This is a genomic window from Pseudomonas sp. FSL W7-0098 (assembly GCF_005930585.1).
GTDB lineage: Bacteria > Pseudomonadota > Gammaproteobacteria > Pseudomonadales > Pseudomonadaceae > Aquipseudomonas > Aquipseudomonas bubulae.
Window position 1 is genome coordinate 177,225 of sequence record NZ_RXHW01000009.1, and the last position, 12,164, is coordinate 189,388.

A 12,164-nucleotide genomic window follows, 5' to 3' on the forward strand; every position below is an offset into this window, starting at 1 on the left:
CAGCGTTATACCGATGGCCCGGTACTCACGGCCAGTACCGGCAGGCTCAGACGCTCAAGCAGCGTGGCTTGCGCACTGCGCGGGTTCTGGTTGCCCGTTGGCGTATTGCGGATATACCGCCCGTCCGACTGAAGGCTCCAGCTGTGGGTGTTGTCCGTCAGATAGCACTCAAGCTCCTTCTTGACCCGCAGAATCAGCTTTTTACCCTCGACCGGGAAGCACGTCTCAACACGCTTATCGAGATTGCGCTCCATCCAGTCGGCACTCGACAGGAACATCTGCTCCTCGCCGCCATTGAGGAAGTAGAACACCCGTGTGTGCTCCAGGAAGCGACCGATGATCGAACGCACATGAATATTGTGCGAAACGCCGGCAATCCCGGGACGCAGGCAGCACATCCCGCGTACCACCAGATCAATACGCACGCCGGACTGACTGGCCTTGTACAGCGCACGGATGATTTTCGGATCGGTCAGCGAGTTGAACTTGGCGATGATATGCGCCGGTTTGCCTTCAACAGCGAACTGGGTCTCGCGGGCAATCATGTCCAGCATGCCCTTTTTCAAAGTGAAAGGCGCATGCAGCAGTTTTTTCATGCGCAGCGTCTTGCCCATGCCGATCAACTGGCTGAACAACTTGCCGACGTCTTCACACAGCGCGTCGTCGGAGGTCAGCAAGCTGTAGTCGGTGTAAAGCTTGGCGTTGCCGGCGTGGTAGTTGCCGGTACCCAGATGCGCGTAACGCACGATCTCCCCCGCCTCACGGCGCAGAATCAGCATCATCTTGGCGTGGGTCTTGAAACCGACTACGCCATAGATCACTACCGCACCGGCAGCTTGCAGGCGACTGGCCAGTTGCAGGTTGGACTCTTCGTCAAAGCGCGCACGCAACTCGATCACCGCGGTCACTTCTTTACCGTTACGCGCCGCATCAACCAGCGCATCAACGATTTCCGAGTTGGCGCCGCTGCGGTACAGGGTCTGGCGTACGGCCAGCACATGCGGATCCTTGGCAGCCTGGCGAAGCAAGTCGACGACCGGAGTAAACGACTCAAACGGGTGCAGCAGCAAGATGTCCTGTTTGCTGACCACGCTAAAAATGTTCTCGCTGTTCTGCAACAGCTTGGGAATCGCCGGGGTAAACGGCGTGTATTGCAGCTCAGGGTGGCTGTCGAGGCTGGTGATGCTGAAAAGGCGTGTCAGGTTGACCGGACCATTGACCTGATACAACTCGGTCTCATGCAGGCTGAACTGCTTGAGCAGGTAGTCGGACAGATGCTTGGGGCATGTGTCGGCCACTTCCAGGCGTACGGCATCGCCGTATCGACGCGAGAACAACTCGCCACGCAGCGCACGGGCCAGGTCTTCAACATCTTCGGTATCAACCGCCAGATCGGCGTTACGGGTCAGGCGGAACTGGTAGCAGCCTTTCACCTTCATGCCTTGAAACAGGTCATCGGCGTGGGCGTGAATCATCGACGACAGGAACACATAGTTGTCGCCTGCCCCACCCACGTCTTCAGGCAGTTTGATCACGCGTGGCAACAGACGCGGTGCCGGGATGATCGCCAGGCCTGAATCACGACCAAAGGCATCGATGCCTTCCAGCTCGACGATAAAGTTCAGGCTCTTGTTCACCAGCAACGGGAACGGGTGCGTCGGGTCCAGGCCAATCGGCGTGATGATCGGCGCGATTTCGTCGCGGAAGAACTTGCGTACCCACGCCTTGATCTTGGTGTTCCAGTGCCGGCGACGGATAAAGCGCACCTGATGCTTTTCAAGCTCGGGCAACAGAATGTCGTTGAGGATCGCGTACTGGCGATCCACATGGCCGTGGACCAGTTCGCTGATGCGGGCCAGCGCCTGATGCGGCTGCAAGCCATCGGCACCGGCCTGCTCACGGGCGAAGGTGATTTGTTTTTTCAGGCCTGCGACACGAATTTCGAAAAACTCATCCAGGTTGCTGGAAAAAATCAGCAGAAACTTCAAGCGTTCAAGCAGCGGATAGGACTCATCCAGCGCTTGTTCCAATACGCGAATGTTGAACTGTAATTGCGACAACTCACGATGGATGTACAGGCTGCTGTCATCAAGGCCAGGAACGGCAATCGCCGGATGCACCGCCGCGTGCGACTCGGCCGCAGCAGGCGCATGGGCTTGCTGTTCAGGCGGGGTTTCAGGGACTGGCTCAACAATCGGCTGAGCTTCAGTGGCAACGATTTCAGCAAGTCCTTCGGTATTCATTGAATGTTCCTGTAAGAGCGGGTTTGACTCTCGTAACAGTTAAGCGATACCAGCAGTCAAGTTGTCAGAATGCCATCAACGCTTGTGGGTTTAAACCGCTCCCGGGCGCTTTATGCGGGCCAGAGACTGGTTAGAGGCCGATTTGTCGAAATTGTTTCCTGATCAACCGACGCAGACACTGCGGGAGCGGACTTGCTCGCGATTCAAACACCGCAGAGTTTCAGATTGACTGAGTCAACCCCATCGCAGTCAAGCCAGCTCCCACAGGTTCGAAGCAATAATCACCTGCGCGCATGGTTATAACGCTTCGCCATGAACACTAGATGACAACGCTAATGATGTAGGTCAAATACACATGATTTGTAGGACTTGTTAACGCAAAGTCACATTTCGATACTTTCCCGAACGTCCCTTAAGGCGTAGGCTGCGCGTTCATTTCGCCAGCATCCAGACAATGCTCCAACAATTTCTTCAAGAATTCGGCTACTTCGCCCTGTTTCTAGGGACGTTCTTTGAAGGTGAGACCATTCTGGTTCTCGCAGGCTTCTTGGCGTTCCGCGGATACATGGACCTCAAACTGGTCATGATCGTGGCATTCCTCGGCAGTTATGCCGGAGATCAGCTGTGGTACTTCCTGGGGCGCAAGCACGGCCGCAAACTGTTGGCGCGCAAACCGCGCTGGCAACTTATGGGCGACAAGGCGCTGGAGCACATTCGCAGGCACCCGGATATCTGGGTCCTGAGTTTCCGTTTCGTCTACGGCCTGCGTACCGTCATGCCCGTGGCAATCGGCCTGTCAGGCTACCCTCCGGGCCGCTATTTGCTGCTCAACGGCATTGGTGCGGCCATCTGGGCCATTGCCCTGGCTACCGCCGCCTATCACTTTGGCGCCGTGCTCGAAGGCTTGCTGGGCAACGTCAAGAAATATGAGCTGTGGGTGCTCGGTGCCCTGCTCCTGATCGGCCTGTGCCTGTGGGCCCGCCGCCGCTTCAAGAATGCACGCCTGGCCAGACAGACCGCTCTTGAAGAGAAAAACAAGAGCAACGCCGAAGTCAGCAACCCGCCAGCCGAGTGATACGGTTTCTGCACACGTAGAGCCCCATCACGCTCAACAGGGTGTAACTGGACAGGCCGACCCAGCCCAATGCGCTGGCCGGCCATAGACCGGCCACAGGGGCCAGCCAGACCAGTGGCAGGTTGAGCGCCAGGCGCAGCCACTCAAGTTTCAGCGCCCAGGGCCGGTTCTCCAGACCTGCCCCCAGCACAAACAGCCCCAACGCCATATACCCCCAGCCCAGCATCAGCGCCTGGGGCGACAACGTCTCGCCCAGATTCAGCAAATAACTGCCCAGCGCCAGATAAACTGCAAATTGCGCCGCGATATACACCTGTTGGCGCCGTGCCAGTGGCACCTCGAATTTTACAAACCGGCTCAGGTCCGGCTTGTTTATCGGGTACTTCGCCGCTACATCCGCCGGACGCCAGCCCGTGGGCATAAACCAGATCCTCAGCTTGTCCCGCCAGCGCTCGGTGCGCTGCGCATCAGCCAGCAACTGGCCATAGAACTGCCAGTTGGCCCACAGCGGATTCCAGCTTTGCAGCGGCGTGGTCACGCCGAAAATCACCGGCTCGGCGTCGTCTTCTTCCTGAAAAGTGCCGAACAAACGGTCCCAGACAATGAACACTCCACCGTAATTGCGATCCATATACAGAGCATTCTGCGCATGGTGAGCCCGATGATTGGAAGGTGTCACAAACAACCACTCGAACCAGCCCAGCTTGGGCACATGGCGGGTATGGACCCAGAACTGATAGAGCAGGTTGACGGTGGCCACGGTGACAAATACCGGCAGCGGCACACCCAGCACCGCCATTGGCAGGTAAAAGACCCAACCAAGCACAAACCCGGTGCTGGTTTGGCGCAGGGCGGTGGACAGGTTGTAGTCTTCGCTCTGATGATGCACCGAATGCGCGGCCCAGAGCACGTTGCGCTCATGCCCCAGGCGGTGGTGCCAGTAGTAGCAAAAATCGTACAAGACAAACGCAAACAGCCACACCCACAGGCTGTCTTCGGGCAATTGCAGCAGCGCCAGATATTTCAATGCCAGCGCGTAGGTGATCAGCCCCACGCCTTTGGTCAGCAAACCGGTGGTGGTCGACAGCACACCGGCGCTCAGGCTGCTGATAGTGTCAGCCAGGCGATAGGTGTGCATTGCGCGCCAGCGGTCGGCCAGCAGCTCGACAGCAATCAGCACAAAGAAAAACGGTACGGCATACAGAATCAGCTTCATGGCACACCCCGAGCGGTATTCCATCAAGCGTAGGCGCACTTGCTGCGAAACCCTATGGCATCAAGCGCCAAATCAGGCGACATTAATGCCATGAACAAGGAGATCGACATGACCACTAAAAAAGTTGCCGTGATTCTTTCCGGCTGCGGCGTCTATGACGGCGCCGAGATCCACGAAAGCGTGATCACCCTGCTACGCCTGGACCAGCGCGGCGCCAAAGTACAGTGCTTTGCCCCCGACATTGCACAACTGCATGTCATCAACCACCTGACCGGCGAGCCAATGCCCGAGTCACGCAACGTACTGGTGGAGTCAGCGCGGATTGCCCGGGGCGAGATCAAGGATGTTCGTGAGGCCAAGGTCGAGGATTTTGACGCCCTGATCATACCGGGCGGGTTTGGTGCCGCCAAAAACCTCTCCAGCTTTGCCACCGATGGTGCTGCGTGCTCGGTTCAGGCTGATGTGCTGAGCCTGGCCGAAGCCTTTGCCGAAGCTGGCAAACCGATTGGCCTGATGTGCATCTCACCTGCCATTGCCGCCAAGATTTATGGCCCAGGCGTGATCTGCACCATCGGCACCGACGCAGATACCGCTGCAGCCGTCACCAAAATGGGTGGCACCCACCAAGAGTGTGAAGTGTCGGAAATTGTCGAGGACAAGGCCCGCAAGCTGGTCAGCACCCCGGCCTATATGCTCGCCAAATCCATCAGCGAAGCAGCGTCAGGGATCAACAAGATGGTTGACCGCGTGCTTGAGCTGACGCAAAAAAACTGATCAACCCCGTGCCAGCCGGGTCAGGATACGGTCCAGGGCATTGGCGAACGCCTGCTTGTCGCGTTCGCCATAGGCACCCTGCCCGCCGCTGACCTGGCCTTGCTCGCGCAGATCGGTAAACAGATTACGCACCGCCAGGCGCTCGCCCATGTTTTGCGGGTCAAACTCCTTGCCGCGCGGGTCCAGCGCGGCAACGCCCTTTTTGACCAGCCGGTCGGCCAACGGCACATCGCTGCAAATCACCAGTTCGCCGGGCACGGCGTGCTCCACCAGATAATCATCCGCCGCATCCGGGCCGCTGGGCACCACAATCAGTTTGACCAGGGCGTAGGTCGGTTTGATCTGGCTCTGCCCTGCCACCAGCACCACCTCAAACTGACGCTTGAGAGCGAACTTGATGACCTGATCCTTTGCCGCCTTGGGGCAGGCGTCTGCGTCGATCCAGACACGCATAGAGAATTACTCCTGAGTGTTGCCGCTCCCACTGAGGGGAGGTGTATAAGGATTTAAGAAGCCTGCACCCGACGCTTTTCCGCCAGTTTGCTTCGGCCGTACAACACGATAATTGCCAAAATGGCTACGGCCTGCGCACTCAGCGAGTACGCATCTGCATGAATACCCAGCCAGTCGAAGTCGAAGAACGCGACAGGCCGCGTGCCAAAGATGCCCGCCTCTTGCAGCGCTTTCACGCCATGCCCGGCGAATACCACCGACAGGGCGCAGAGCAAAGCCGCGTTGATGCTGAAAAACAGCGCCAATGGCAATTTGGCCGAGCCACGCAGGATGATCCACGCCAGGCCCATCAGCAAGACCAGTGCCGTGGCGCCGCCCGCCAGTACCGCGTTGTGGCCCGCCGGGCCGGCTTGCAGCCACAGGGTTTCGTAGAACAGGATCACTTCGAACAGTTCGCGGTACACCGAAAAGAACGCCAGTATCGCGAATCCAAAACGACCGCCACCGCTGACCAGGCTGCTTTTGATGTAATCCTGCCACGCGGCGGCGTGACGACGGTCGTGCATCCATACCCCCAGCCACAGCACCATGACGCTGGCGAACAACGCAGTACAACCTTCCAGCAGTTCACGCTGGGCACCGCTGACGTCAATCACATAGGCCGCCAGCGCCCAGGTCGCCAGCCCGGCCACCAGGGCCAGACCCCAGCCGACGTTGACACTGCGCACCGCCGATTGCTGGCCGGTATTGCGCAGGAAAGCCAGGATCGCGGCCAGCACCAGAATTGCTTCCAGGCCTTCACGCAGCAAAATCAGCAGGCCGGAGATATAGCTCAAAGTCCAGCTCAGGCCATCGCTGCCCAGCAGCCCGGCAGATTCCTTGAGCAAGACTTTGGCCGCTTCCAGTCGCTGCTCGACCTGCTCGATCGGCAAGCCGTCCTGCAGCGATTGCCGATAGGCCATCAGGGCTTTTTCAGTGTTTTTGCGCACATTGGCGTCAACGTTATCCAGCGAGCTTTCAACGAGTTCAAAACCTTCCAGATAAGCCGCCACCGACAGGTCGTAGGCTTGCTCACGGTCACCGGCGCGGTAAGCCGCAAGGCTTTTATCCAGGGTGGCGCTGGTGTAGTCGAGCAGCTGCGCCGGGCCGCGTTTGACTTGCGGCGGCTGCGCCCGCTGGGCACGGAACGTTGCGGTCGCCTCGGGGCCTTCAGCCGCCAGCACTTCATTCGGGGTTTGACGGGCAAGGTCCGCCAGGTTGTAGGTTTTGTCTGCCTTGCTGGCACTCGGGTCGGCACTCAGCCCGGCGATGTAGGTGGCCAGGTCCCAGCGCTGACGCTCGTCCAGCTGATCAGCAAACGAAGGCATATCGGTGCCTTCAACCCCCAGGCCAAGGGTGTTGTAGATCGCGTAGAGGCTCAGCCGGTCCAGGCGCTGCGCGTCACGCAGGTTCGCAGGCGGCGGCGTCATACCGACACTGGCAGGGCCGTCACCGGCGCCGGTTTCACCGTGGCACACCGAGCAATGCTGGGCATACAAGGGTGCGCCACGGGTAGGGTCAGGGGTAATGGCGGGGGCCTGGCTGACCTCGTAGGCCACCGCCAGTTTGGCACCCAACTGACGTGCTTCATGCGCAACGGCGGTGCCGTCTACACGCTGTTCGATGGCGCTTTGCAGGGCGTTCACGCCTTGCAGCAGCTCCTCACGCTCAGGGCGTTGCGGCAAGTCCGCGAGCAGGCCTTTGAGCACGGCCAGAAACTCGAGTTGCTCGCGGTATTCGGTCTCATCAATAACCTTGCCGTTTTCAACTGTAGGCGGATAGTCAGCACCAATGTAGTCAATCAGGTGCAGCGCTTGTGAGGCGCCTTCCGGGGTGTTGGCAGAGGCAACAAGGCTGCACAACGCGAGCACGGGCAACAATAGCCATGCCAAAAAACGCGAGCGGGAGGTCATCGATCAATCCGGATGGAAATGAGAAGTAACATATTGTTTACCGTTACTGGCCGCCGACTCAAGACCCTCGTATGCGATCGCGCCGTAAATCAGCGAATTGCAATTCTGCGATTGAACTGGCTAAACATAGCGAGCCTTGGAGATTGATAGCCCCTTTATTGCAAGTGCTTGTGGGTTAACTATCGCCACAAATGTAGGCAATTTCCCAAAGTGATTAAACACAGCCATCACGCCCTGATTAAGGCTACTTCCCCTCCGCCGACGCTGCTAAAAATACCGATCCTTCACCACAACTGATCACCCGTACTCGGGCCCGGTCTCTGCGGTATCGACAAGTATTTATGGTTTACACGCCCGGGGACACTCATACCCATGACCGCTCGCGCCCTTAACGCTCTCATTTTGAGCGTGCTCACCTTACTGACTGGATGCTCGGTATTTCGTAGTTATGACAGCGAACTGCAAGCCACCAACCAGCAGTTGTCGGCTGGCAATGTCGATGGCGCACTGGTCCTGCTCGAACAAAACAACAGCAGCCAGAACAAAGACCTTCTCTACTACCTGGAAAAAGGCGAGTTATTGCGCGCAAAAGGCGACCTTGCTGCAAGCCAGAAGGCATGGCGCAACGCTGACAAATTGATATATGCCTGGGAGGAGTCGGTCAGGCTCGATACCGCCAGGTACCTCGCACAGTTCTCCAGTTTTCTGGTCAACGACAAAGTCCGCCGCTATGAAGGCCATGACTACGAGAAAGTCTGGTTGAGTACGCAAATGGCTCTGAATCTGTTGAACCTTAACGATTTCGAAGGTGCCCGCACGGAAATCAAAAAAACCCATGAACGCGAAGCCCTGATCACTGAACTTCGGGACAAGGAATACTTGAAACGTGAGCAGGAAGCAGAACGCAGGGGAGTACGGGCCCGGCTCAAGGATTTGCGTGGCTACCCGCTGGAAAGTCTTGATGCACCCGACGTACTGGAGCTGAAAAATAGTTATCAGAGCGCCTTTAGTCATTATTTGGCGGGCTTTGTTTACGAGGCTTTGGGAGAACGAAGCCTTGCCGCACCAGGCTATCGAAAGGCCGCAGAACTGCGCCCCAACACACCTCTGATCGAGCAAAACCTGCTGAACCTGGACAAACCAGAGGCCCGCAGCGATGAAAGCGAAGTTCTGATAGTGCTGCAAAATGGCTTTGCACCGGCGCGAGACTCAATACGTCTCCCACTGCCATTAACCATCAGCAACAACCTCGTCATTACGCCGCTGTCATTTCCGGTGATCAGGCCTTACACCCCCAATACGCCCCTCACCCATGTCGTCGTCAACGGCCAGCTTCATCCCCTCACCTTGCTTAACACCACCACGACCATGTCGCGTCGCGCCCTGCGCGATGAACTGCCGTGGATCCTCCTGCGTAGCAGCGCGCGGGCTGTCACTCGAGGCGTCGCACAAAAACAACTCAATGACGACAACCCGCTGGCCGGCCTGCTTCTGGGAGTTGCTTCGACTGTGCTGGAAGACGCGGATACGCGCACCTGGCGCACCCTGGCAGACAACACATATGTGGTGCGTTTACGCCTCAACCGTGGTGAGCATCAAATTAGTCTGCCCGACATCCCGGGCAGTACGCCGATACGCATAAGGGCCGAACGCGGCTATCAGGTCATCACGATACGCACGATCGGTAATCGCGTTTTCCACCATGCCGCCGCTGGCAGTACTACACCCGTCACCCCCCCGCTGGCTTTCATAAGCCGACAAAAACCCTGAGGAACCCACGATGCGATATTTGCTCTCGGGCGCTCTGGCGCTGTTTTTACTGATCGGCTGCGCCACACCGTCACCTCCACAACCCAACAGTGCAGCAAGCAAGATTACGGTCATGGGCAAGTTCAAACATATCTCTGCCGGAGCGATCCGCGTAGCGCGTGTAAATGGCTTCATGACCGTAAACGCCCAGATGACCAACACCAGCCGCCACAACCGAATGGTTTATTACCGATTTACCTGGCTGGGCAAGGACGGTTTTCCCGTTGCCAATGAAGAAGGCTGGAAAACCATCACCCTGTACGCCAAACAAAACACTTTTATTCCTGCTATTGCACCAGTGCCCCAGGCCAGGGATTTCCGTTTGGAAGTGAAAACGCCCTGAACCCATAACTTTTGTCACTCCTGGAGAGCTATTCCATGCTTGCACGCACTTCATTACTCGCCCTTATGCTGATTCTGATCAGCGGGTGTTCCAACACTTCGCCAGTCATCGGCGGCAAAAACATAGCTTATGGCGACACCAAGGCTGTGGAACTGATCACCAATGAATTTGGCTCGACTGACCTGCAGATGATCGCCGAAAGCATGACACGCTCCCTTGCGCAGTCCGGCATTCTTCAGGGAAGACCGGTGGTGCAGGTCTACGATGTGAAAAACAAAACCAGCGAGTACATCGACACCCGCCAGATAACAACGTCGATAAAAACCCAACTGATGAAAACTGGCACCGTTCGTTTTGCGAGCGACAACACCGACATGCAAAGCCAGGTCGACCAACTTCAGTTGCAAAACCAAAGCGGCCTGTACAAAAAACGACGATCAGCAAGACCGGCAACATGATCGCAGCCAAATACCGCCTCGAAGGCTCCATCACCTCGATTGTGAAGCGCAGCAAGGACTTCAAAGATGTTTTCTACACATTCAACCTGCAACTGGTCGATCTCGAAAGCGGCCTGGCGGAATGGATGGACGAAAAAGAAATCCGCAAAACAACGGAGCGCTAAGCGATGCGTATCTGGATATGCGTTATCAGCCTGCTCTGTATCTGGGAAGTTCAAGCTGCCCCCAAAATAGCCGTGACCGACCTGGCTTATGAGACCCGCGTACAGCAATACGTCCAGTCAACCACTGCACGTAACCGTTTTCAGTCCGGCCCGTACAACGCCAATGGCTCGGCGAGCTACCAAACGTACGAGAACCGCAACAGCTACATCCAGCAAAACGAGTTGCGCAATTTCAGTGGCGATATCAAAGGAAAGATTCTCAAATCCGGGTTGTTCCGACTGGTGCAGGCCACGCCTTACAAAGCCAGCGACAAAACGGATGTTTATGACGTCATCAAGCGCATAAAGGCCGGTCATTTCAAAGGCGCCGACTACGTTCTGTTTGGCACGGTGTCTGACATTGATTTCACCCGGGACCTCAACGCACTGGCCAATACCAGGAGTTATTCGGCGATACTGGGGTTGACGCTGGTTGCTGACTTCAGCCTGATCAACACCCGTACCCTTGAGGTCACCTCAGCATTCACTGCCATGGGTAAAGGGGAGGACATCAAACTGACAAACCGCCACGATCTCAGAGTGTCCCTTAACCGGCCCCAGGTTATACGCGACGTAGCCGCAACCCTTGGCGAGGACGTGGTACGGCAACTACAAGAGCAACTGACAGGCATTGCACCTCAGCCGCCAAAGAGCGCGCCAGCACCACTCAACAGACTACCCGAGGATGAAGCTGCGGTGATTCTGCGCTGAGCCCTGAGCACAAGCCAGTTGTCGCTCAACAGCCGAGATCAGACCGACGTGTAATGCTGAGCCATGAACTCGACAAAAACACGCACTTTGGGGGCCAGAAGGCGGGCGTGCGGATAGAGGGCAAAGTAATGACGCTGGCCTGCGTTGTAGTCGGGAAGAATCTGTACCAACTGGCCGCTTTGCAAGTTCTGTTGCACCGTCGCCCGTGTGAACGCGGCAATGCCCAGACCGGCCAACGCGGCGCTGTGGAGGGAGGTAATGGTGTCGGTTTTGAAACGTCCGTTGAGCGCCACCACCACGGTATCAGCCCGCGCCGAATTCAACCGCCACTCATTGCTCCCCGTAAAACCGAGTAACTGATGGGTAGCCAGCTCGTCGACCTGGCGTGGCAAGCCTTGGCGACTGACATAACCGGGTGCAGCCACCAGAATCAGATCGGATACGGTCAGTTTCTTGGCCACCAGCGAGGAGTCTTCCAGGGGGCCGCTGATGCGCAGTGCAAGGTCGAAGCGCTCAGCCACCAGATCAACAAAACGGTCCTCGCAGGACAGGTCTACCCGGATCTTGGGGTAGCGTTGCTGGAACCCGGGCAACCAATTGCCCAACTCCAGCGTCCCGATCACCAAAGGCACGCTGATACGCAGAGTCCCTGACGGTTCGCTGCCATCGTCGGCAACAGCCAACGCCGCTTGGTCGAGCCGCTGCAAAATGTCGAGGCAGGCCGCGTGATAGCGCTCCCCTGCCTCAGTCAGGCTCAAGTGCCGGGTTGTGCGGTTGATCAACCGCACACCGAGTTGTGCCTCCAGATGCTGTAAATGCCGGGACAATGTCGAAGACGTGATTTCCCATTGCTCGGCTGCTGCCGAAAATCCACGATTCTCGACGATGCAGCAAAACGCCCGCATGGCCAGCAACTGATTCATCGAT

General features: G+C 57.3%; 10 protein-coding genes and 1 pseudogene. 6 read left to right on the top strand and 5 right to left on the bottom strand.

What is annotated here, in order from left to right:
- Nucleotides 1–5: 5 nt before the first annotated feature.
- Nucleotides 6–2,243: a polyphosphate kinase 1 gene (ppk1, locus tag FHL07_RS17760; protein ID WP_095000693.1), complete on the bottom strand. Its 2,238-nt coding sequence runs from the start codon at nt 2,241–2,243 to the stop codon at nt 6–8.
- Between the two features lie 454 nt (nt 2,244–2,697).
- On the opposite strand from ppk1, the gene FHL07_RS17765 reads away from it, so the two are divergent.
- Entirely contained in the window at nt 2,698–3,318 is a 621-nt protein-coding gene (locus tag FHL07_RS17765; RefSeq protein WP_086799407.1) for a DedA family protein, read from the top strand.
- On the opposite strand, the gene FHL07_RS17770 is transcribed toward FHL07_RS17765, so the two are convergent.
- Nucleotides 3,296–4,534 carry a sterol desaturase family protein gene (locus FHL07_RS17770; RefSeq protein ID WP_095020099.1) on the bottom strand — a complete coding sequence of 413 codons (1,239 nt, stop codon included), beginning with the start codon at nt 4,532–4,534 and terminating at the stop codon, nt 3,296–3,298. The two genes, FHL07_RS17765 and FHL07_RS17770, sit on opposite strands and share 23 nt — an antisense overlap.
- Nucleotides 4,535–4,642: 108 nt before the next feature.
- On the opposite strand from FHL07_RS17770, the gene elbB reads away from it, so the two are divergent.
- Nucleotides 4,643–5,308 (top strand): isoprenoid biosynthesis glyoxalase ElbB, encoded by a 666-nt coding sequence (gene elbB / locus FHL07_RS17775; protein ID WP_095017800.1) that lies wholly within the window; start codon nt 4,643–4,645, stop codon nt 5,306–5,308.
- Here elbB and FHL07_RS17780 read toward each other — a convergent pair whose 3' ends face one another.
- Both FHL07_RS17780 and FHL07_RS17785 read right to left on the bottom strand, forming a co-directional pair.
- Nucleotides 5,309–5,761: a YaiI/YqxD family protein gene (locus FHL07_RS17780; protein WP_016783011.1), complete on the bottom strand. Its 453-nt coding sequence runs from the start codon at nt 5,759–5,761 to the stop codon at nt 5,309–5,311.
- Nucleotides 5,762–5,814: 53 nt separating this feature from the next.
- Entirely contained in the window at nt 5,815–7,713 is a 1,899-nt protein-coding gene (locus FHL07_RS17785) for a cytochrome c/FTR1 family iron permease (RefSeq protein WP_095000690.1), read from the bottom strand.
- Nucleotides 7,714–8,085: 372 nt separating this feature from the next.
- Between FHL07_RS17785 and FHL07_RS17790 the strand changes: the two genes are divergently transcribed.
- The 4 genes and pseudogenes from FHL07_RS17790 to FHL07_RS17805 all read left to right on the top strand — a co-directional run bounded on the left by FHL07_RS17790 (nt 8,086) and on the right by FHL07_RS17805 (nt 11,237).
- Nucleotides 8,086–9,483 (top strand): COG3014 family protein, encoded by a 1,398-nt coding sequence (locus FHL07_RS17790; RefSeq protein ID WP_095017802.1) that lies wholly within the window; start codon nt 8,086–8,088, stop codon nt 9,481–9,483.
- Between the two features lie 10 nt (nt 9,484–9,493).
- A complete protein-coding gene (locus tag FHL07_RS17795; RefSeq protein ID WP_095000688.1) occupies nt 9,494–9,865 on the top strand; it encodes a YcfL family protein in 372 nt (123 codons plus the stop codon).
- Nucleotides 9,866–9,900: 35 nt separating this feature from the next.
- A pseudogene (gene lpoB, locus FHL07_RS17800) lies at nt 9,901–10,487 on the top strand (penicillin-binding protein activator LpoB).
- A 3-nt stretch (nt 10,488–10,490) separates the two neighbouring features.
- Nucleotides 10,491–11,237, top strand: a complete 747-nt coding sequence (locus FHL07_RS17805; protein ID WP_095024230.1) for a penicillin-binding protein activator LpoB — start codon at nt 10,491–10,493, stop codon at nt 11,235–11,237.
- 38 nt (nt 11,238–11,275) lie between these two features.
- On the opposite strand, the gene FHL07_RS17810 is transcribed toward FHL07_RS17805, so the two are convergent.
- Entirely contained in the window at nt 11,276–12,160 is an 885-nt protein-coding gene (locus tag FHL07_RS17810) for a LysR family transcriptional regulator (protein WP_138738748.1), read from the bottom strand.
- Between the last annotated feature and the right edge of the window lie 4 nt (nt 12,161–12,164).